We start from the raw sequence: 21,486 nt of genomic DNA, 5'->3' as shown, positions 1-21,486 counted from the left end.
TTGGCAGTTGCGAAGAAGAAACCGGCACCCAAGCGGGGCGCCAGCCGTTATCAGGCACCCGCGAAGAAGCCGATTCCAGGATGGTTGTGGCTGGCGATTGGCTTGACCGTGGGCGCGTTCGTGGTCTTTCTGATGAAACTTGAACCGGGCGGCGAAGACGTCAAGCGGGTCAAGGCGGACGCCAAGGCCGCGAAGATCGCCGAGGCTAATAAAACACCACCGAGCCCGACGGCTCCGGTCAAGCCGAAGTACGACTTCTACACATTGCTGCCGGAATCGGAAGTGATCGTGCCGAACGAAGCCGTGCCAGAGAAGACCCCGCCGCCTGTGGCACCGACAGCACCGGTCTCGCCGGAGCAGGCAGCCAAGATCGACACGGCACGTGCCCAGGCAGCCCTCAGCGGCCTGACGCCTCCGCCAGCGCCACCGGTTGCCACGACCAAGCCGGCAGCAGTCACGACGTTCTTCCTGCAGGCGGGCTCGTTCCGCAAACAGGCTGACGCCGAGAAAGTCCGCGCGCAGATCATCCTGCTGGGCCAGACGTCTACCGTCGAGTCAGGCACTGTGAAAGATGAAACCTGGTACCGCGTACTGGTCGGCCCGTTCAGCAACCGCGAACAACTGACCACCGCCCAGAAACAACTGGCAAGCGGTGGATTTAGTAACCTGTTGTTGCAACAGCGTCAGAGCCGTTAGTCAAAGCACCTCTGTTTCCGTGCTCATCGCGATGTTTCGATGAGTACGAAAAACGGAGCTTCTGCCCGGTCGTCGTAGGAGCGGACTTGTCCGCGATCTGCCGGGAACCGGCAGCAAAACCAGCCGCATCGGTTTATCAGGCGCAGCCGAGGCAGCCTATTCTGGGGCCGCTTCGCAGCCCGTCGCGGACAAGTTCGCTCCCATAAAAGCAGGGAGATCGCGGACAAAAGAAGCGTCGTCCGGTCCGCTTAAAGGGTTGGGACAAGAATCGTACGATCATTTCCCCCCGATTTACCCCCAAGGTTGAAATACTCACCCACACCCCCATATGAGTTTGCATCAGGGCATTTTCGCCCCGCAGTGTGGAGACTCTCCCTTGACCACCATCGTTTCAGTGCGCCGCCACGGTAAAGTCGTCATGGCTGGCGACGGCCAGGTTTCTCTGGGCAACACCGTCATGAAAGGCAACGCCAAGAAGGTGCGCCGTCTTTATCACGGTGAAGTAATCGCCGGGTTCGCTGGCGCAACCGCCGATGCATTCACGCTGTTCGAACGCTTTGAAGCCCAGCTGGAAAAACACCAGGGGCATCTGGTTCGTGCAGCTGTCGAGCTGGCCAAGGACTGGCGTACCGATCGCTCGCTGAGCCGTCTTGAAGCAATGCTGGCCGTCGCCAACAAGGACGCCTCGCTGATCATCACCGGCAACGGCGATGTGGTCGAGCCCGAGGACGGCCTGATCGCCATGGGCTCCGGCGGCGCATTTGCTCAGGCCGCCGCACGCGCCCTGCTGCTCAAGACCGACCTGTCGGCACGCGAAATCGCCGAGACCTCGTTGCATATCGCTGGCGACATTTGCGTGTTCACCAACCACAACATCACCATTGAGGAGCAGGACCTCGTCGGCTAAGCCCTTGCCGGGCCGCACAGTCTGCGGCCCCTTCGGCTTGACCGTACCAGAGGACCGTGAATTACCATGTCCATGACTCCCCGCGAAATCGTCCACGAACTTAACCGCCATATCATCGGCCAGGACGATGCCAAGCGCGCCGTCGCCATTGCCCTGCGCAATCGCTGGCGCCGCATGCAGCTGCCTGAAGAGCTGCGCGTTGAAGTGACACCCAAGAACATTCTGATGATCGGCCCGACCGGTGTCGGCAAGACCGAAATCGCCCGTCGCCTGGCCAAGCTTGCCAATGCGCCGTTCATCAAGGTTGAAGCGACCAAGTTCACCGAAGTGGGCTATGTAGGTCGTGATGTAGAGTCGATCATCCGCGACCTGGCCGATGCGGCTATCAAGCTTCTGCGTGAACAGGAGATCATCAAGGTCCGTCATCGCGCCGAAGACGCGGCCGAAGACCGTATTCTCGATGCCCTGTTGCCGCCTGCGCGTGTCGGTTTCAATGAAGACCCTGCGCAAAGCAATGATTCCAACACCCGTCAGCTGTTCCGCAAGCGTTTGCGCGAAGGCCAGCTGGACGACAAGGAAATCGAGATCGAGATCAACGAAGCCGTAGGTGTGGATATCTCCGCGCCACCCGGCATGGAAGAAATGACCAATCAGCTGCAGAGCCTGTTTGCCAACATGGGCAAAGGCAAGACCAAGAGCCGCAAACTCAAGGTCAAGGACGCGCTCAAGCTGGTACGCGAAGAAGAAGCGGGCCGTCTGGTCAATGACGAAGAGTTGAAGGCCAAGGCGCTGGAAGCGGTCGAGCAACACGGCATCGTGTTCATCGACGAGATCGACAAGGTTGCCAAGCGCGGTAATTCGGGCGGTGTCGATGTGTCCCGCGAAGGCGTACAGCGCGACCTGCTGCCACTGATCGAAGGCTGCACCGTGAATACCAAACTGGGTATGGTCAAGACTGACCACATCCTGTTCATTGCATCTGGCGCGTTCCATTTGAGCAAGCCAAGTGATCTGGTCCCCGAGCTGCAAGGTCGTCTGCCGATCCGCGTTGAACTCAAGGCGCTGTCGCCGCAGGACTTCGAACGCATTCTCAGCGAGCCACATGCATCGTTGACCGAACAGTATCGCGAGCTGCTCAAGACCGAAGGCCTGAAGATCGAGTTCAAGCCTGAAGGCATCAAGCGTCTTGCCGAGATTGCCTGGCAGGTCAACGAGAAAACCGAGAACATCGGTGCCCGTCGCCTGCACACGCTGCTTGAGCGTCTGCTTGAGGAAGTCTCGTTCAGCGCTGGCGATTTGGCTATCAGCCCTGACGCAGCACCGATTGAAATCGATGCAGAATACGTCAACAGCCACTTGGGCGATCTGGCCGAAAACGAAGACCTCTCGCGGTATATCCTTTAAGGCTGCAAGCGGTTAGCTACAAGCTGCAAGAGGTTCTCCTCTTGCAGCTTTTTTGCTTCTGCCTGTAGCTTGTAGCTGCTCTTCCTTGAGGCTGCTTTCAATGCTCCCCACCGCCATCCAGCTGCACAAAGCTTCCAAAACCCTGACGCTGAAGTACGCGCCGGATGAGGAATATCATCTGCCCGCCGAATTTCTGCGGGTGCATTCCCCTTCTGCCGAGGTTCAGGGCCATGGCAGGCCGATCCTGCAATTCGGCAAACTGGGCGTCGGTCTGAGCAAGGTCGAGCCGGCAGGGCAATATGCACTGAAATTGACCTTTGATGATGGTCACGACTCAGGACTGTTCACCTGGGAGTACCTGTACGAGCTGGCAAGACGCCAGGAGTTCCTGTGGGAGGACTATCTGCAAGAGCTGAAAAAAGCCGGCAAATCCCGCGATCCCTCCGAGCAAGTCATCAAGCTGATGCTCTGATCCCGCCCGCCCGCGCGATCCTCACAGAACATTCAAACCCGTGCAGCCTCACCGCTCGCCGTTTTAGGACGCGCTTTCTAATCGTTTTTGTTTCAATGTTCCGTGCAGCGGCCAATGAGTGGCTGACGCTGCTTGCGATTTTTTGAAATCTCGCGTAACCAATAACCTTGGCAAGTTCCCTGCATCGAAGTCGATGCGAGAAACAGCCTGCAAGGCATGAGTTACACGAGCAGTAGTGCTGGCTAACCGCCTGTGTCACTGGTTCACGGGCAAGGAATGTCAGTGTTCGCATCAAGACAATGGAGCGTCGTAGATGAGTAACGCGAAAGACGATGACCTGCAGCGCCAGGCTTCCGAGCACACCCTGGGCCTCAACCCGGTCGTTGGCCTGCGGCGCAAGGATTTACTGAGCACTGCCCGGATGGTTTTGCGTCAGGCTTTCAAGCAACCGATCCACAGCATCAAGCACGTCGCACACCTGAGCGTCGAACTCGGCAACGTGATCTTCGGCAAATCTGCCTTGCAGCCAACACCGGATGACCGCCGCTTCGCTGATCCGGCCTGGAGCCAGAACCCGCTGTATCGCCGTTACTTGCAGACTTACCTCGCCTGGCGCAAGGAACTGCATGACTGGATCGGTGGCAGCGATCTCACCCCGCAAGACATCAGTCGCGCGCACTTTGTGATCAACCTCATGACCGAGGCCATGTCACCGACCAACTCTGCCGCTAACCCGGCCGCCGTGAAACGGTTCTTTGAAACCGGCGGTAAAAGCCTGCTCGATGGTCTGTCGCACTTGGCCAAGGACCTGGTGAACAACGGCGGAATGCCGAGCCAGGTCAACATGGACGCGTTTGAGGTTGGCAAAAACCTGGGCACCACTGAGGGGGCCGTGGTGTTTCGCAATGACGTACTGGAATTGATCCAGTACAAGCCGATTACCGAGCAGGTTCACGAGCGACCGCTGCTGGTGATCCCGCCGCAGATCAACAAATTCTATGTCTTCGACCTGAGCCCGGAAAAAAGCCTGGCGCGCTTCTGCCTGCGCAGTAACGTGCAGACCTTCATCATCAGTTGGCGCAACCCGACCAAGGCGCAACGCGAATGGGGGCTGTCGACCTATATCGAGGCGCTCAAGGAGGCGGTCGATGTGGTGCTGGCGATCACCGGCAGCAAAGACCTCAACATGCTGGGTGCCTGCTCCGGCGGCATTACCTGCACGGCGCTGCTGGGCCACTACGCAGCCTTGGGCGAAAAGAAAGTCAACGCCATGACCCTGCTGGTCAGCGTGCTCGATACAACGCTGGATACCGAGGTCGCGCTGTTCGTCGACGAGCAGACTTTGGAAACCGCCAAGCGCCATTCCTATCAGGCGGGCGTGCTGGAAGGTCGTGACATGGCCAAGGTGTTTGCCTGGATGCGCCCTAACGACCTGATCTGGAATTACTGGGTCAACAATTACCTGCTGGGCAACGAGCCGCCCGTCTTCGACATTCTGTTCTGGAACAACGACACCACACGCCTGCCCGCCGCCTTTCACGGCGACCTGATCGAAATGTTCAAGAACAACCCGCTGACCCGCGCCAACGCGCTGGAAGTCTGCGGCACGCCGATCGACCTCAAGCAGGTAACGGCCGACGTGTTCTGCCTGGCTGGCACCAATGACCACATCACGCCGTGGGCCTCATGCTACAAATCAGCACGGCTGTTTGGTGGCAAGACCGAGTTTGTACTGTCCAGCAGCGGCCATATCCAGAGCATCCTCAACCCGCCGGGCAACCCCAAGTCGCGTTACATGACTCACGACGAGCTGCCAGCAGACCCGGCGGCCTGGCAGGAAAACGCTACCAAGCACACCGATTCCTGGTGGCTACACTGGCAAGAGTGGCTGGCTACGCGCTCGGGCAAGTTGAAAAAGGCGCCTGCCGGGCTTGGTAACAAAGCCTATCCGGCAGCCGAGGCAGCGCCCGGAACCTATGTTCACGAGCGTTAGACCCGTCAGTCTTGAAAAAACCCGGGGTGCGTTCCCGGCGGTTAAATCAACAGGGCTTAGCGCATGCCGCAACCGTTTGTTTTTCGCTCCATCGACCTGAACGGACACACTATTCGTACGGCCGTGCGCCCAGGCAAGAGCCATCTGACACCGCTGCTGATCTTCAACGGCATCGGTGCCAACCTGGAACTGGTGTTCCCGTTTGTTGAAGCACTGGACCCGGACCTGGAAGTCATCGCCTTCGATGTGCCGGGGGTCGGTGGTTCGTCGACGCCCAATCGGCCTTATCGCTTTCCGGGACTGGCGAAGCTCGCAGCGCGCATGCTCGATTACCTCAACTACGGGCAGGTCAATGCGATCGGTGTTTCGTGGGGCGGGGCGCTGGCTCAGCAGTTCGCTCATGACTACCCGGAGCGCTGCAAGAAACTGGTGCTGGCCGCCACGTCGGCAGGCATGGCGATGGTGCCGGGCAAGCCTCGCGTGCTGTGGTTGATGGCCAGCCCGCGCCGCTACATTCAGCCGTCGCATGTGATCCGTATTGCACCGGAGATCTACGGCGGCGCGTTTCGACGTGATCCTAATCTGGCGGCCAATCATGCTGCCAAGGTGCGCTCGTCCGGCAAGCTGGGCTATTACTGGCAATTGTTCGCGGGCATGGGCTGGACCAGCATTCACTGGCTGCACAAGGTTCACCAGCCGACTCTGGTTCTGGCCGGTGATGACGACCCGCTGATTCCGCTGGTGAATATGCGCCTTTTGGCCTGGCGAATACCCAATGCCCAGCTACACATCATCGATGACGGGCATTTGTTCCTGATCACGCGTGCCGAAGCCGTGGCACCGATCATCATGGGTTTTCTGCAACAGGAACGGCAGCGCGCAGTCATGCACCCGCAGCCAACGCCGCCCAGAACGCGCTGATAGCGCCAGCACGCCCGTTAATATGAACAGCCCGAGAGAAACAGCGTCACCCACTGCGCAACACACTGGAGTTTTGACCGCGCAGAACGACGCCAGCCCCTTCGCAAGCGGACTGGCGCCAACCCATGAGTTGCCTGACGAAGGAGTGTTGCCCTCATGCAAGAAAAATCGGCAAAGGTTGCCAGCGCTGCACCCACAAATCTCATCAACGCGCAGAGCGCCATCACCGGCCTGCGCGGGCGAGACCTGTTTTCTACCTTGCGCAACGTCGCAGCCCAGGGTTTGCGGCACCCATTTCGTAGCGCTCGCCATGCTCTGGCGCTGGGCAAGCAGTTGGGGCGGGTGGTGCTGGGCGAAACACCCTATCCGCACAATCCCAAAGACCCCCGCTTCGCCGACCCGACCTGGAGTCTCAACCCGCTTTATCGCCGGGGTTTGCAGGTGTATCTCAGCTGCCAGCATCAGGTCAGGCAATGGATTGATGACAGCGATCTGTCCACGGAAGACCGTGTGCGCGCGCACTTTCTGTTCACACTGATCAACGATGCGCTGGCACCTTCCAATACGCTGCTCAACCCGCAGGCCGTCAAAGAGCTGTTCAACTCGGGTGGTACCAGCCTGATCAAGGGCCTGAGCCACATGGCCGATGATCTGTTGCACAACAGCGGGCTACCCAGCCAGACCACCAAAGACGCTTTTGAGGTAGGCCGAACCGTAGCGACCACGCCCGGTGCGGTGGTGTTTCGCAACGAAATGTTCGAGCTGATCCAGTATCGACCGATGAGCGAAAAGCAGTTCAGCCGACCGGTCCTGATCGTGCCGCCGCAGATCAACAAGTTCTACATCTTCGACCTCAGCCCAACCAACAGCTTTGTGCAATATGCCCTCAAGAACGGCCTGCAGACCTTTGTCATCAGCTGGCGCAACCCGGATGTCCGCCATAGGGAGTGGGGGCTGTCCAGTTATGTTGAAGCGACCGAGCAGGCGATGAATATCTGCCGGGCGATTAGCCCAGCACGCGAGGTCAATCTGGTGGGCGCTTGCGCGGGAGGTCTGACCGTTGCTGCGTTACTGGGTCACTTGCAGGCCAAGCGCCAAACCCGCCGCGTGGCCAGCGCAACTTATATGGTCAGCCTGCTGGACAGCCAGATCGAAAGCCCGGCCACGCTGTTTATCGACGAGCAAACGCTTGAAGCTGCAAAGCGCCGCTCCTATCAGCGCGGCGTACTGGAGGGCAGCGAGATGAATCGGGTGTTTTCCTGGATGCGCCCCAATGACCTGATCTGGACTTACTGGATCAACAATTACCTGCTGGGCAAATCGCCACCTCCGTTCGACATTCTTTACTGGAACAACGACACCACACGCCTACCCGCTGCGTTGCACGGTGATCTGCTGGACTTCTTCAAGCACAACCCGCTCAGCCATCCGGGTGGCCTGGAGGTCTGCGGGACCCCCATCGACCTGCAGAAAGTCACGGTGGACAGTTTCAGCATCGCTGGCATCAACGACCACATCACGCCATGGGACGCGGTGTACCGCTCTACGCTGCTATTGGGCGGCGAGCGGCGCTTCGTGCTGTCCAACAGCGGCCATGTGCAGAGCATTCTCAACCCGCCGGGCAACCCGAAAGCCAACTATGTCGAGAACAGCAAGCTGAGCAGCGACCCGCGCGCCTGGTACTACGACGCGCAGCATCATGATGGCAGCTGGTGGCCGAACTGGCTGAAGTGGATTCAGGAGCATTCCGGGGCCGAGCACGACACCAGGACGGAGCTGGGCAACGCCACTTACCCGCCAATGGAGGCTGCGCCCGGGACTTATGTGCATGTGCGCTGAAACGCTGGATTGCGCCCTGCCCGATCAGACAAAGCCGGCCCTTTGACTCTTGAACAAGAAGACTGGATGAAAACCCGCGAACGTATCCTTGAATGTGCCTTGACGTTGTTCAACCAGCAGGGCGAGCCCAATGTTTCCACGCTGGAAATCGCCAATGAAATGGGTATCAGCCCCGGCAATCTGTATTACCACTTTCATGGCAAGGAGCCGTTGATTCTGAGTCTTTTCGAGCGGTTCCAGGCAGAGCTGGCACCCCTGCTCGATCCGCCTTCGGATGCCAGGCTTGAGGCCGAAGACTACTGGATGTTTCTGCACCTGATTGTCGAGCGGTTGTCGCACTATCGTTTCCTGTTTCAAGACCTGTCCAACCTCGCCGGAAGGTTGCCAAAGCTGGCCCGCGGCATTCGCAACCTGCTCAACTCGATCAAGAAAACTCTCGCGTCACTGCTGGCCCGTTTGAAATCGCGGGGGCAACTGGTCAGCGAAACCCAGGCGCTGGGGCAACTGGTGGAACAGATCACCATGAACCTGCTGTTTTCGCTGGATTACCAACGCATTCTGGGCCGCGAGGGTGATGTGCGGGTGGTGGTCTACCAGATCATGATGCTCGTGACCCCACACCTGCTGCCCACCTCGAGGCAGGCTGCCGAACAGCTGGCGATGGAGTATCTGGGTAGGTAAACCTGGGCACGATAAGAAAGTTAACGTTAGCGCTCCTCACGCTCCAGCCCACACCTCTATCGCTCCTCACGCTCCAGCGTGGGAATGCCTTGGGTGACGCTCTGCGTCACAACTCTGCGCCACGCCGCATGCTCAAGACCGGACGCGGAGCGTCCAGAACGGCATGCCGACGCGGAGCGTCGCACGATAATTGAGTTCGCTCCCACGGCCTTCGGCCAGAAGCATTGGCACAGGCGGTGTTCGGGGATATCAAAAAAGCCCGGCCTGCTTGGCAGACCGGGCTTCGATGTTGCAGCTGTCTGTCAGGACTGGCTGGCGGGTGTTGCCGGTGCTGCGCTCGGGGATGATGCAGCGGGTGCCGCACCGGTTGCTGGAGTCGCCGATGCAGCAGGCTTGGCGGCAGGCTTGGCAGCCGGTTTTCTGGCTGCTGGTTTCTTCGCCGCGGCCGGCTTGGCAACCGTTTTGGCCTTGCTGGCGGTGGCAGTAGCGGCCTTGCTGGCTGCATCGACCGGTTTGGCCGCAGCTTTCTTGACTGCTGGTTTGGCCGCTGCGGTTTTCTGCGCCGTTTTATCCGCTGTTTTGGCGACGGTTTTAGCCGCAGCCTTGACCAAAGGTTTTGCCGCAGTTTTCGGTGCAGGTTTAGCCGCAGCAGAACTCGAAGCGACCGGTTTGGCTTTCTCACCCGTCAACAGCTCGATCTGCCGGGTCAGTTGGTCGACCTTGCTGTGCAGCGCCTGAACTTCATTGCGGCTCGGCACGCCCAAACGCGAAATGGCACTGTTCAGGCGCTTGTCGAAGGCCCCTTCCAGCTCATTCCATTTACCCACCGCGAGGTCTTTCACATCACCGACCCGCGATTTCGCGGTCTTGGCGGTGTCCTTGACCTCATCGAGCTGCTTCTGCGCCTCGACCTTGGTCTGCTTCTCGGCTTTCTCGCCGTCTTTGACCAGTGTCTCGAAAAGCTTGCTGCCGTCATTGCTTATCTTGGAATAAGCGCCCAGGCCCGCCAGCCAGATCTGGCGAGAGTATTTCTCGACCTCACCAATCCATGAGCTGCCGTCTTTGTCGGTTTTTTTCTTGCCAGCCATCCTGCTCTCCTTATTGTCCAGACTCTGAACGTTCGAATCGTTTCGACCCGGAGCGTTCAAGCTTTTTAGGCACGACACGTTCAAGCAATGCCGTCAGCTCGTCGAGCTTGGCAGAGAGCGTGTCAACATCATGTTTAGACGGGATTGCGATGCGGTTCAAGGCTTTTGCGACGCGACGGTCGAAAGCACTCTCGATTCTGCCGAGTTGCGCCTCGACACGACCTTTGGCGTAAGACACTTCGCCCTTGACCGAGTCGATTTCGCCGTTGGCCGCAAGACGCTTTTCATCGACCGTTTTGACGACTTCCTTTTCGGCCTGCTCGCCAGTCCTGATCAAGTCCCTGACGTACTGTGTGCCTTCCTCGTTGACCCTGGAATAGGCCCCCAGACCGGCCAGCCAGATCTTGCGGGCATACAGCCTGACGTCGGAAAGCGTGGAGGATTGCTGGTCTTCGATGTTTTTCTTCGTGTTCGCTCTGGCCATGGTGCACCTCATGCTCGAAAGTTGAAGGAACCGCCCAGCTATGGGCATAAGCACAACGTTACGGAGAAAAATTAGAATGCTCACCCTAGGGCGAATGCTCAGGCGGCCAGTGCTTTATCCAGGACGCGCTCGACTTCAGTCTTGATGGAGCCGCTCATGGCCGACAGGATGAAGTTCAGCTCGATGTTGATACGGATCAACGCGTCTTCGACTTCAACCTTGCCCTTGGCCCCCTTGCCTTCCAGTTTTACGGTATCGCCTGCCCATTCGTGCGCCAGTCCGTATTTGTCGGAAAGCTTCTCGACCAGTTGCTCGGCCCTCTCGCGAGCCTTTTCCCGGCCCAGTGCGTGCGGGCGTTCAACGGTTATCTTGGCCATGCAGGCTTCCTTGATGATCAGATGAAATGCGGCGCAACTATATACAGCCGTCTGCATCCAAGAAAGCGTTGCCGGTGAGCCTTGTCAAGACAAAGCCGGCCCTGGCGATTAGAATGACCCGCACTCTATTCCGGTGAAGCGATATGAACGATCAGCGCAAAGGCAGCGATGCCGAACCTACGACTCACTTCGGTTACAAAAATGTACCGGAAAGCCAGAAGGCAGAAAAAGTCGCTGAGGTTTTCCATTCGGTTGCAGCCAAATACGACCTGATGAACGACCTGCTGTCCGGTGGCATGCATCGTCTGTGGAAGCGTTTTGCAATCGAGCTTTCAGGCGTTCGTACCGGCAACCGCGTGCTCGACATTGCCGGCGGCACGGGCGACCTGACCCGTAAGTTCTCGAACCTGGTCGGCCCGACCGGGCAAGTGGTTCTGGCTGACATCAACGCCTCCATGCTCAAGGTCGGCCGTGACCGCCTGCTGGACCTTGGCGTGTCGGGCAACGTCGAGTTCGTCCAGGCCGACGCCGAGAAGCTGCCGTTCCCGGACAACCATTTCGACTGCGTGACCATCGCCTTCGGCCTGCGCAACGTGACGCACAAGGAAGACGCTCTGCGTTCCATGCTGCGCGTGCTCAAGCCCGGTGGACGCCTGCTGGTGCTGGAGTTTTCCAAGCCGACCAACAAGCTCATGTCCAAGGCCTATGACGCCTATTCGTTCGCGTTCATGCCGTTGATGGGCAAACTGGTCACCAATGACTCGGAAAGCTACCGCTATCTGGCCGAATCGATCCGCATGCACCCCAACCAGGAAACCCTCAAGTCCATGATGGTCGAAGCCGGTTTTGACCGTGTGACCTACCACAACATGACGGCGGGCGTCGTGGCTTTGCATCGCGGTATCAAACCCTGATGTTGCTTCGGGGGCTGCTCGCCAGTATCGAGCACGGCATCAATCGCGTGTTGCGCCTGGACAGCACCGCGCTACCGCGTATGGCGCGCCTGTCCGGGCATGTCATTGCCGTGGACTGTCGCGATCCGTCTCTGAAAATCTTCATCCTGCCCAGTGACGAAGGCCTGCTGCTGGCAGCAGACTGGGCTGCCGACGCCGACTGCACCTTGCGTGCGCCAGCCTCCAGCCTGCTGCGTCTGGCCCTGAGCAAGGACAAGACCGCTGTGCTGCATGGCCCCGACGTCGAGCTGGACGGTGACAGTGGCGTACTGCTGGAACTGGTCGGCATTCTTCAGGACCTGGAACTGGACTGGGAACACGAACTGTCCAACTGGGTCGGCCCGGTGGCCAGTCAGCTGTTCAGCAGCCGACTGCGCAACAGTGGACGCTGGACACGTGAAAGTTTCACCAGCCTCAGCCAGAACGTTGCCGACTACCTCAGCGAAGAATCGCGTACGCTGGTGGGTAAGCACGAAGCTGAAGCACGATTCGCCGAACTCGATCAGATCAAACTCGATCTGGACCGTCTTGAGGCGCGCTTTGCCCGCCTCGCCCACTCCCTCAATACCAGCGATAACGCATGAAGCTGCTTGCCGTCCGCCGTTTGTTTCGCATTCAACGTGTCGTTATCCGCTATCGCCTTGATGACCTGTTGTTCGCCCTGCCCCTGCCCTGGTGGATGCTCGCGGTGCGTTTCGTGCTGCCCTGGCGCTGGCTGCCACGGCGCAAATCCGAGCTGAGCCGTGGTGTACGCTTTCGTCTGGCATTGCAGGACCTGGGGCCGATTTTCATCAAGTTCGGGCAACTGCTGTCTACCCGGCGCGACTTGCTGCCCGAAGACATCGCCGACGAACTGATGCTGCTGCAGGACCGCGTGCCGCCGTTCGACCAGCAGGTGGCCATCAATCTCATCGAAGAACAACTGGGCGCACGTATCTGCGACGTCTTCAGTCGCTTTGACGAAACCCCGCTGGCATCTGCTTCGGTCGCCCAGGTGCATGCCGCCTGTTTGAAGACCGGCGAAGAAGTCGTGGTGAAAGTGGTACGCCCAGGCCTCAAGCCGGTTATTGGCCAGGACCTCGCGTGGCTGTTCATCCTTGCCCGCATGGCCGAGCGCGTGTCAGCCGATGCACGCCTGCTGCACCCGGTGCAGGTGGTGATGGATTACGAAAAAACCATCTACGACGAGCTGGACCTGCTGCGTGAAGCCGCCAACTCCAGCCAGTTGCGTCGCAACTTCGAAGGCTCGGACCTGCTCTACGTGCCACAAGTCTACTGGGACTGGTGCCGCCCCAAAGTGCTGGTCATGGAGCGTATCTACGGCCTGCAGGTCACCGATATGGCCGGGCTGGCCGACCAGCGTACCGACATGAAACTGCTGGCCGAGCGCGGCGTGGAAATCTTCTTCACCCAGATATTTCGCGACAGTTTCTTCCACGCCGACATGCACCCCGGCAATATTTTCGTCAGCACGGTCAACCCGTGGAGCCCGAAATACATTGCCATCGACTGCGGCATCGTCGGCAGCCTGACGCCGGAAGATCAGGATTATCTGGCCCGTAACCTGTTTGCCTTCTTCAAGCGTGATTATCGTCGGGTTGCGCAGCTGCACATTGATTCGGGCTGGGTGCCGGCAGAAACCAAGCTCAATGAATTCGAAGCTGCAATCCGCACGGTCTGCGAGCCGATTTTCGAGAAGCCGCTCAAGGATATTTCCTTTGGTCAGGTGCTGATGCGCCTGTTTCAAACCGCGCGCCGCTTCAATATGGAAGTCCAGCCGCAATTGGTTCTGCTGCAAAAGACCCTGCTCAATATCGAGGGGCTGGGTCGTCAGTTGTACCCTGATCTGGACCTGTGGAGCACCGCGCAGCCTTATCTGGAGCGCTGGATGCGTGAACGGGTCAGCCCGAAAACCCTGCTTGGCAATCTGCAGTCACAGGTCGAGCAACTGCCGCATATCGCGGGCATGACCCGCGATTTGCTGGAGCGCATGTCTCGCCCGCACGCTTCGGATCCGCCCCGTCCCTGGCACGAACGCAAGGACGAGCCGGTCCTGCGGCTTATCGGTGCAGCGTTGCTGGTAGGTGGCGCGATACAGGGCTGGGTGATGAGCGAGGCAGCTACGCAGCTGCTGACGCTCACCGCCTGGCCAGCGGCGATCATGCTGATTGCCGGGCTGTATCTGATCGTTCGCCGATAGCCAGCAGCGTATGGCGCTGGCACACTGTTCAATCCGCCGGGCATGAAAGCCGGCTGCCGGAGTAGATATGAAAGACTGGCTGGACGAGATTCACTGGAACAGCGACGGTCTGGTGCCTGCAATCGCTCAGGATCACAAGACCGGTCGAGTATTGATGATGGCCTGGATGAACCGCGAAGCCCTGAGCCTGACGGCGTCGGAGAATCGTGCCATCTATTGGTCGCGTTCGCGTGGCAAACTCTGGCGTAAAGGTGAAGAATCAGGTCACGTGCAAAAGCTGCACGAACTGCGCCTGGACTGTGATGCCGATGTCATTATCCTGATGGTCGAGCAGATCGGCGGTATCGCGTGCCACACCGGCCGCGAAAGTTGCTTTTACCGAGTGTACGAAAACTCAGGCTGGAAGACCGTCGACCCGGTTTTGAAAGATCCTGACGCTATTTACTCAGCAGGCCACTGAACATGACTGATACGTTGTCCCGTCTGGCCGAGGTGCTGGAATCACGCAAGGACGCCGCTGCCGACAGTTCCTACGTCGCCAGCCTGTATCACAAGGGCCTGAACAAGATTCTGGAAAAGCTCGGTGAAGAATCGATCGAGACCATCATCGCTGCCAAGGACGCTGCAGTCAGCGGAGATTGCAGCGACGTGATCTATGAAACCGCTGACCTGTGGTTTCATAGCATGGTGATGCTCGCAGCGCTGGGTCAGCACCCACAAGCCGTGCTCGATGAACTGGACCGCCGATTCGGCCTGTCCGGCCACGCGGAAAAAGCCGCTCGCACGGCAGAATAACGCTCACCCCTTTCAAGCTTGAAATCTTTTACGAGGACTGTTTCATGGGTATTTTTGACTGGAAACACTGGATCGTCATCCTGATCGTCGTGGTACTGGTTTTCGGGACCAAGAAACTCAAGGGTCTGGGCAGCGACGTCGGCGAATCGATCAAGGGCTTTCGCAAGGCGATGAATGACGATGACAAGCCAGCAGAACAGCCTGCACCTCAGCCACAGCAGGCACAGGCTGCCCCTCAGGGTTCGCCATTGAATCAGCCGCATACCATCGACGCGCAGGCGCACAAAGTCGACGAGCCGATCCGCAAAGACCAGGTTTAAGCCCATGTTCGGTATCAGCTTCTCTGAACTGCTGCTTGTCGGCCTGGTTGCCTTGCTGGTACTGGGCCCAGAGCGCCTGCCGGGTGCGGCACGCACCGCAGGCTTATGGATCGGCCGGTTGAAGCGCAGCTTCAATGCGATCAAACAGGAAGTTGAACGTGAAATCGGGGCCGACGAAATTCGTCGGCAGCTGCACAACGAGCACATTATTTCGCTGGAAGACGAGGCGCGCAAAATGTTCGCGCAGAATCAGCACCCCGAGACCACCTACGAGCCGGTTAGCCCGCAGCCGGCCTCGGTGCAGCCCGACGCCGCCAACACTGGTCACAACACCCTCGGCCCGGCGGAACCTGCGGCACCGAAAACCGCACTGTCGCTGGAGAAAACCGCGAAGCCTGTCGATGCCGATACACCGGTCCCGACGCCTCCCGTCCACGATTCGTCATTGCCACCGCGAGCCCCATGAGCGCTGATACCCCGGAAAACGATCAGCAAATGCCGCTGATCTCGCACCTCACCGAGCTGCGTACACGTCTGTTGCGTTGTGTCGCGGCAGTGTTCCTGATTTTTGCCGGTCTGTTCTACTTCACGCAGAAGATCTACACATTGGTCTCGGCGCCGCTGCGCGTCTATCTGCCTGAAGGCGCGACAATGATCGCCACCGACGTGGCCTCGCCATTCATCACGCCGTTCAAGCTGACCATGATGGTCGCGCTGTTTCTGTCCATGCCGGTCATCCTGCACCAGATCTGGGGCTTTATCGCGCCGGGCTTGTATAAGCACGAGAAGCGCGTTGCAGTGCCACTGCTGGTGTCGAGCATCATCCTGTTCTACGCAGGCATGGCCTTCGCGTACTTTTTGGTCTTCCCGCTGATTTTCCACTTCTTCGCCAGCGTTACACCGGAAGGCGTGTCGATGATGACCGACATCGCCAGTTATCTGGACTTCGTGATGACGTTGTTCTTCGCCTTTGGCGTGGCCTTCGAAATCCCGGTGGCCGTGGTGCTGCTGGTGTGGATCGGTATTGTCGACGTCAAGTACCTGAAAAAGATCCGTCCTTACGTGATCATCGGCTGCTTCGTGGTCGGCATGATCCTGACGCCGCCGGACATCTTCTCGCAGACGCTGCTGGCAGTACCGATGTGGCTGCTATTCGAGCTGGGCGTGCTGTGCAGTTCGATGATCAAGAAGCGTGGTGAACATCCGGACGATCAGGCCGAGGACGCTGACAAGCAGGATCAGCCGCCCGCGACAACACCGTGAACCTGCTGTTGCTTGAGGAAGCCGATTTCATTGCGGCTGACCGGGTGGTCCTGCGTGACCGCCGCCTGAAGCACATGCAGGAGGTGCATCGTGCAGAGGTCGGCGACAGTCTGCGCGTCGGCCGCATTAATGGCCTGCTGGGCAGCGCCGAACTGCTGCGCCTTGAACCTCATGAAGCAGAGCTGCGTGTTTCGCTGGATAGCGCCCCGCCGGCAAAACTGCCCATCACCCTGTTGCTGGCACTGCCACGCCCCAAGATGCTCCGCCGGGTGTTCCAGACCATCGCGACCATGGGGGTGCCGAAAGTCATCCTGCTGAACAGCTACCGGGTAGAAAAAAGCTTCTGGCAGACGCCATTTCTGGAGCCCGAGGCCATTCGCGAGCAATTGATTCTGGGGCTGGAGCAAGCGCGCGATTCTGTGCTGCCGGAAGTCATCATCGAAAAGCGCTTCAAGCCGTTCGTTGAAGACCGTTTGCCGCACATGGCTGCAGGCACCCTGGGCCTGGTCGGCCACCCCGGTGACTTGCCTGCCTGCCCGCGCGCGGTTACCCAGCCTGTCACGCTGGCTATCGGCCCCGAAGGCGGCTGGATCCCTTATGAAGTCGACTTGTTGCGACAATCCGGCTTGCAGCCTGTGCAACTTGGCGAGCGCATTCTGCGCGTCGAAACCGCTGTAACTGCCCTTCTCGCTCGTCTGTTCTAGACTCTGTTACATCAACCAGGCCGCTTCAGTTAGTTGATGCGCTGCCGATGTAAGTGCATTCATAAAAGAACAGACAGCTAAGGAGTGGTCATGTCTCGTGGGTTATCTCAACGTCTCGCCAATGCGAGTGTCAGCCTGAAATTGGGAATAGGCTTTGGTCTGGTCATGCTAATGACCCTGATGATCTCGGCCACAGGCTGGTTCAGCAACCAGGCACTGATCGATCGTGGAGATCGTGTCACAGCGATTGCAGAAATCAACGAGCTGACGCTCCAGCTACGCATCGACCGCACCCGTTACGAAGACCTGTTCAACGCAGAAAGCGCGGCCGAAGTCAGAAAGACCCTGGATCAACTTGATGCCGCACTGGTGCACGCGCGAAATCTGCTGCGCTCGCCCGAAAACATCCAGTCACTCGACGGCCAGATTCAGTCCGCTCGCGAATACCGCCAGTCTTTCGCTGACATGACCAAAGCTATCGATGCTCGCGAGATCAGCCGCAGCCAGATGGGCGACAATGCTGACAAGGCGGTGGATCAGGCAAACAAGGTTGAAGCCGAGCTGCTCAAGGCAGACAACATCCTCGCCTTTAACGGCATCGTCGGCGTCAGCAAGCTGATTCAGCAGGCGCGCTTCCAGGTTCGCGGTTACACCTACAGCGGCCGCCCGGATTTCGAAAAGAACGCCAACCAGGCCATTGATGAAGCCATTACCGGGATCAATACCCTGGCCGGTGACATTTCCTCCGAGTACCTGCCGTTGCTGCAGCAGGCCGTTGTCGGGCTCAACGGCTACCGCGCGGCAGTAGGCCAGTATCGGGACACGCAAGCCGCCAGCAAGGCCGCGCTGGAGAAAATGACGGCACTGGGCACCAAGATGCTGACCACCAGCGATGACATGATCGCCAGGCAGAACAAAAGCCGCGACGCAGACAGCGAAAAATCTGTTTTTATGATCACGGTGGCCACCGCTCTGGCCTTGGTGATCAGCATTCTGGCAGCCTGGGTAATCACTCGTCAGATTACAACGCCCCTGCAGGAAACCCTTGAAGTGGTGGAGAGAGTTGCTTCCGGCGACCTGAGTCGCAACCTGCGGGTCGACCGCAAGGACGAGTTGGGCAAGCTGCAAAGCACGATCCAGCGCATGACCGTCAGCCTGCGCGAGCTGGTGGGCGGAATTCGCGATGGCGTGACCCAGATCGCCAGCGCAGCGGAAGAACTCTCGGCAGTGACCGAACAGACCAGTGCCGGGGTCAACAGCCAGAAGGTCGAGACCGATCAGGTCGCCACCGCCATGCATGAAATGACTGCCACCGTTCAGGAAGTCGCGCGCAACGCCGAAGAAGCCTCTGAAGCAGCCGTCGCCGCCGACCAGCAGGCCCGTGATGGTGAGCGAGTGGTCAACGAAGCCATTGCGCAAATCGAGCGCCTGGCTTCTGCAGTGGGCAATTCCAGCGAAGCCATGGGCGCTCTGAAGCAGGAAAGCGACAAGATCGGCAGCGTGCTGGACGTCATCAAGTCGGTCGCGGAACAGACCAACCTGCTGGCGCTGAACGCCGCCATCGAGGCCGCCCGCGCCGGTGAGGCGGGTCGGGGCTTTGCCGTGGTCGCCGATGAAGTGCGCAGCCTGGCGCAGCGCACGCAAAAGTCTACCGAAGAGATCGAAGCGCTGATCGCCCGTCTGCAAAGCGGCACACAGCAGGCCGCTACCGTCATGGACAGCAGCCGGGAACTGAGCACCAGTAGCGTTGAGCTGACACGTCGGGCCGGTGGCTCATTGGAAAACATCACCAAAACCGTCTCGGCTATCCAGGCAATGAACCAGCAGATTGCAGCGGCCGCCGAGGAACAGAGCGCGACCGCAGAAGAGATCAACCGCAGCATCATCAATGTCCGCGATGTGTCCGAACAGACGTCTGCGGCCAGCGAAGAGACCGCGGCGTCCAGTGTCGAACTGGCAAGACTTGGCAACCATCTTCAATTGCTGGTGAGTCGCTTTACTGTCTGACCTGGCAGCATCCAGCCCGCGCCAGCACTGAGCGCGGGCTTCTTTTCCCGTAAAAACGTGACACCGTTCACCCCTCCTTCGTGCTCGGAAATATCCTACGACCTTCTCAGGTCACGCAATGAATCACCACGCCGATGCGCTCACAACGCATGTTCTGACTCGCCCGGAACATGCTTTTGTTCGCTCATTGCAGGAGATTCCTATGTTCCGACTGATCAATCACGCGCTCGGCAACATGAACGTCAGATTCAAACTGTCACTGGGTTTTGGCCTGGTGCTGTTATTGACGCTGATCATCACACTGACCGGCTGGCATGGTCTGTACACCATGATCGACCGCTCCGAGTCGCTCTCGGACATTGCCCAGCTCAACAGCCTCACCAAAGACCTGCGTGCCGAACGTATCACCGATCGCGTGGAAAAGACGCCAGAAAGCACGGCATTGGTGACAGACAAACTCAACGAAATGAAAGCCCAGCTCACAGCGCTGCACCGACAGAGCCTGGAGACGGAAACCATTACGCTGCTCAATGGACAGTTTGAGACGGTAAGCAGACTCGAGAAAACCTTCGCCGACGTCCGGGCCAACCGTCAGACTCGTAACCAGGTACGCACGCGCCTGGAGCAGACGTCAGAGCAGGCCTTGCAGGCTATCGCACTGGTTGAGAGCGAGGTACTCAAGAGCGTAAGCCAGGAACAGGACAGCACTGAGCGGATGGAGGAATTCACCAACATTTCCCAGCTCAGGCAGCAGGTACAGATCGCTCGCTATCAGGTACAGGCCTATACCTTCACCACTCGCGATGCCGATGAAGCCGCAGCCATTGTCGCCATCGACGAAGCGCTCAAGGAAATCGGGCAGATCGGGCAGGACGAGGACAGTGAAAGCCTTCAGGGCCTGGGAGCCGCCACTACAGCCCTGCAAGGCTATCGGGAAAGGCTCAACGAGTTCAAACAGATACAAACCAAAGCCGAGGCGGACCAGGAACTTATGAGAAGTCTCGGCGACCAGTTGCTGGACTCCGTCGCCGCGTTGAACCGTCTGCAAACCGCTCAGCGCGACAGTGAAGCAGTCAATTCCAGCACCACCCTGAGCAGTGTTGCGGGCCTGGCGCTGCTGGTCGGGTTGCTGGCCGCCTGGGTCATGACCCGGCAGATCACCGTACCTTTACAGCAGACGCTGCTTGTCGCAGCACGTATCGCTCAGGGTGATCTGAGTCGGGACATGTCAGTGACCCGTCGTGACGAAATGGGTCAGTTACAAGGCAGTATGCAGACCATGACGGTCAGCCTGCGCGAGCTGGTCGGCGGTATCAGCGAGGGCGTATCGCAGATCGCCAGCGCGGCCGAGCAGTTGTCAGCGGTGACCAAGCAGACCTGCATCGGGGTCACCAGTCAGAAAGACGAGACCGACCAAGTGGCCACGGCCATGAATGAAATGGCCGCGACGGTGCAGGAAGTCGCGCGTAATGCTCAGGAGGCTTCCCAAGCCGCGGCTCAGGCGGATCAACAGGCCCGCAGCGGTGACGAGGTTGTCGGGCGGGCTATCAGTCAGATCGAGCAACTGGCTCGCGAGGTAGTGAACTCTACGCAGTCGATGAGCGAACTCAAGCTGGAAAGCAACAAGATCGTCGGCGTTCTCGACGTAATCAAGTCGGTTTCGCAGCAAACCAACCTGCTCGCCCTGAATGCGGCCATTGAAGCAGCTCGCGCAGGTGAAGCCGGGCGTGGTTTTGCGGTGGTCGCCGATGAGGTACGCGGCCTGGCGCAACGCACGCAAAAGTCCACAGAAGAGATCGAGGAATTGATCGCCGCACTGCAAACCGGCACTCAGCAGGTCGCAACCACGCTGGACAACAGCCGCACCCTGACCGACAACACCGTTGAACTGAGCCGCCGCGCGGGAAGCGCGCTGGAGCAGATCACCCGTACGGTGGCGACCATCCAGCACATGAACGAACAGATCGCCACCGCCAGCGAAGAACAAAGCGTGGTTGCCGAACAGATCAACCGTAACGTCATCAGCGTACGCGATATCTCCGAACAGACCGCCGCCGCCAGCGAGCAAACCGCAGCCTCCAGCGTCGAACTCGCCAGACTGGGAACTCACTTGCAGACACTGGTGGGGAAATTCAGGGTGAGTTGAACCACCATTGCACCAGCAGGCGGCCCGGCTAACACTATCGTGCCCATGCTCCGCGTAGGCATACCGGTCCGGACGCTCCGCGTCCTCTGGCGACGCAGAGCGTCGTGAACTGCATTCCCACGCTGGAGCGTGAGGAACGAGCGTCGTCAGGGATAACACTATCGTGCCCATGCTCCGCGTAGGCATACCGGTCTGGACGCTCCGCGTCCTATGACGACGCAGAGCGTCATGAACTG

The 21,486-nt window shown here is 59.0% G+C and carries 22 protein-coding genes and 1 pseudogene; 20 read left to right on the top strand and 3 right to left on the bottom strand.

Going from position 1 to position 21,486, the window contains the following annotated elements; translation table 11 throughout:
* The 8 genes from RYA97_RS00110 (at position 1) to RYA97_RS00075 (ending at position 8,913) form a co-directional block, all read left to right on the top strand.
* Positions 1-696: an SPOR domain-containing protein gene (locus RYA97_RS00110; protein ID WP_002551645.1), complete on the top strand. Its 696-nt coding sequence runs from the start codon at positions 1-3 to the stop codon at positions 694-696.
* 376 nt (positions 697-1,072) lie between these two features.
* The gene (hslV, locus tag RYA97_RS00105) at positions 1,073-1,603 is read left to right on the top strand and encodes an ATP-dependent protease subunit HslV (RefSeq protein ID WP_002551644.1); all 531 of its coding nucleotides are present in this window, start codon (positions 1,073-1,075) and stop codon (positions 1,601-1,603) included.
* A 66-nt stretch (positions 1,604-1,669) separates the two neighbouring features.
* The gene (hslU, locus tag RYA97_RS00100; RefSeq protein WP_002551643.1) at positions 1,670-3,007 is read left to right on the top strand and encodes an ATP-dependent protease ATPase subunit HslU; all 1,338 of its coding nucleotides are present in this window, start codon (positions 1,670-1,672) and stop codon (positions 3,005-3,007) included.
* Positions 3,008-3,107: 100 nt separating this feature from the next.
* A complete protein-coding gene (locus tag RYA97_RS00095; RefSeq protein WP_316891649.1) occupies positions 3,108-3,479 on the top strand; it encodes a DUF971 domain-containing protein in 372 nt (123 codons plus the stop codon).
* A 313-nt stretch (positions 3,480-3,792) separates the two neighbouring features.
* Positions 3,793-5,472: a class II poly(R)-hydroxyalkanoic acid synthase gene (gene phaC / locus RYA97_RS00090; protein ID WP_054995178.1), complete on the top strand. Its 1,680-nt coding sequence runs from the start codon at positions 3,793-3,795 to the stop codon at positions 5,470-5,472.
* Positions 5,473-5,535: 63 nt separating this feature from the next.
* Positions 5,536-6,393, top strand: a complete 858-nt coding sequence (phaZ, locus tag RYA97_RS00085) for a poly(3-hydroxyalkanoate) depolymerase (RefSeq protein ID WP_004654231.1) — start codon at positions 5,536-5,538, stop codon at positions 6,391-6,393.
* A 156-nt stretch (positions 6,394-6,549) separates the two neighbouring features.
* The gene (gene phaC, locus RYA97_RS00080) at positions 6,550-8,232 is read left to right on the top strand and encodes a class II poly(R)-hydroxyalkanoic acid synthase (protein ID WP_316891647.1); all 1,683 of its coding nucleotides are present in this window, start codon (positions 6,550-6,552) and stop codon (positions 8,230-8,232) included.
* 66 nt (positions 8,233-8,298) lie between these two features.
* Complete coding sequence (locus RYA97_RS00075; protein WP_316891643.1) at positions 8,299-8,913, top strand: TetR/AcrR family transcriptional regulator; 615 nt, start codon at positions 8,299-8,301, stop codon at positions 8,911-8,913.
* A 302-nt stretch (positions 8,914-9,215) separates the two neighbouring features.
* Here RYA97_RS00075 and RYA97_RS00070 read toward each other — a convergent pair whose 3' ends face one another.
* The 3 genes from RYA97_RS00070 to RYA97_RS00060 all read right to left on the bottom strand — a co-directional run bounded on the left by RYA97_RS00070 (position 9,216) and on the right by RYA97_RS00060 (position 10,862).
* Positions 9,216-10,001, bottom strand: coding sequence for a phasin family protein (locus RYA97_RS00070; protein WP_316891641.1), 786 nt, complete (start codon positions 9,999-10,001; stop codon positions 9,216-9,218).
* 10 nt (positions 10,002-10,011) lie between these two features.
* Positions 10,012-10,485 (bottom strand): phasin family protein, encoded by a 474-nt coding sequence (locus RYA97_RS00065; protein WP_316891639.1) that lies wholly within the window; start codon positions 10,483-10,485, stop codon positions 10,012-10,014.
* A gap of 98 nt (positions 10,486-10,583) precedes the next feature.
* Positions 10,584-10,862: a polyhydroxyalkanoic acid system family protein gene (locus RYA97_RS00060; RefSeq protein WP_002551636.1), complete on the bottom strand. Its 279-nt coding sequence runs from the start codon at positions 10,860-10,862 to the stop codon at positions 10,584-10,586.
* 143 nt (positions 10,863-11,005) lie between these two features.
* Here RYA97_RS00060 and ubiE point away from each other — a divergent pair, with 143 nt between their 5' ends.
* From ubiE to RYA97_RS26350, 12 genes and pseudogenes are all read left to right on the top strand, one after another.
* Positions 11,006-11,776 carry a bifunctional demethylmenaquinone methyltransferase/2-methoxy-6-polyprenyl-1,4-benzoquinol methylase UbiE gene (gene ubiE, locus RYA97_RS00055; RefSeq protein ID WP_002551635.1) on the top strand — a complete coding sequence of 257 codons (771 nt, stop codon included), beginning with the start codon at positions 11,006-11,008 and terminating at the stop codon, positions 11,774-11,776.
* On the top strand, positions 11,776-12,399 hold the full coding sequence (locus RYA97_RS00050; RefSeq protein ID WP_004654219.1) for an SCP2 domain-containing protein: 624 nt from the start codon (positions 11,776-11,778) through the stop codon (positions 12,397-12,399). The genes ubiE and RYA97_RS00050 overlap by 1 nt, the downstream gene beginning before the upstream one ends.
* Complete coding sequence (gene ubiB, locus RYA97_RS00045) at positions 12,396-14,015, top strand: ubiquinone biosynthesis regulatory protein kinase UbiB (RefSeq protein WP_016982474.1); 1,620 nt, start codon at positions 12,396-12,398, stop codon at positions 14,013-14,015. Before RYA97_RS00050 ends, ubiB begins: the two co-directional genes overlap by 4 nt.
* A 67-nt stretch (positions 14,016-14,082) precedes the next feature.
* Positions 14,083-14,475, top strand: coding sequence for a phosphoribosyl-AMP cyclohydrolase (hisI, locus tag RYA97_RS00040; RefSeq protein WP_002551632.1), 393 nt, complete (start codon positions 14,083-14,085; stop codon positions 14,473-14,475).
* A gap of 2 nt (positions 14,476-14,477) precedes the next feature.
* The gene (locus RYA97_RS00035) at positions 14,478-14,810 is read left to right on the top strand and encodes a phosphoribosyl-ATP diphosphatase (protein WP_002551631.1); all 333 of its coding nucleotides are present in this window, start codon (positions 14,478-14,480) and stop codon (positions 14,808-14,810) included.
* Positions 14,811-14,854: 44 nt separating this feature from the next.
* Positions 14,855-15,130 (top strand): twin-arginine translocase TatA/TatE family subunit, encoded by a 276-nt coding sequence (locus tag RYA97_RS00030; RefSeq protein ID WP_002551630.1) that lies wholly within the window; start codon positions 14,855-14,857, stop codon positions 15,128-15,130.
* A gap of 4 nt (positions 15,131-15,134) precedes the next feature.
* Positions 15,135-15,596 (top strand): Sec-independent protein translocase protein TatB, encoded by a 462-nt coding sequence (gene tatB, locus RYA97_RS00025; protein WP_005778657.1) that lies wholly within the window; start codon positions 15,135-15,137, stop codon positions 15,594-15,596.
* A complete protein-coding gene (gene tatC / locus RYA97_RS00020) occupies positions 15,593-16,393 on the top strand; it encodes a twin-arginine translocase subunit TatC (protein WP_002551628.1) in 801 nt (266 codons plus the stop codon). Before tatB ends, tatC begins: the two co-directional genes overlap by 4 nt.
* Positions 16,390-17,097 (top strand): 16S rRNA (uracil(1498)-N(3))-methyltransferase, encoded by a 708-nt coding sequence (locus RYA97_RS00015; RefSeq protein WP_005743130.1) that lies wholly within the window; start codon positions 16,390-16,392, stop codon positions 17,095-17,097. Before tatC ends, RYA97_RS00015 begins: the two co-directional genes overlap by 4 nt.
* A gap of 171 nt (positions 17,098-17,268) precedes the next feature.
* On the top strand, positions 17,269-19,104 hold the full coding sequence (locus tag RYA97_RS00010; RefSeq protein ID WP_410478500.1) for a methyl-accepting chemotaxis protein: 1,836 nt from the start codon (positions 17,269-17,271) through the stop codon (positions 19,102-19,104).
* A 118-nt stretch (positions 19,105-19,222) separates the two neighbouring features.
* Positions 19,223-20,392: pseudogene (locus RYA97_RS26355) on the top strand (methyl-accepting chemotaxis protein); the annotation flags it as partial.
* Complete coding sequence (locus RYA97_RS26350) at positions 20,375-21,250, top strand: methyl-accepting chemotaxis protein (protein ID WP_371912912.1); 876 nt, start codon at positions 20,375-20,377, stop codon at positions 21,248-21,250. The pseudogene RYA97_RS26355 and the gene RYA97_RS26350, both read left to right, overlap by 18 nt.
* Positions 21,251-21,486 lie beyond the last annotated feature (236 nt).

Origin of the sequence: Pseudomonas syringae group sp. 26L6, assembly GCF_032587815.1 — a bacterium.
Taxonomy (GTDB): Bacteria; Pseudomonadota; Gammaproteobacteria; order Pseudomonadales; family Pseudomonadaceae; genus Aquipseudomonas; species Aquipseudomonas amygdali.
This window is presented reverse-complemented; position numbering and strand designations above follow the sequence as displayed.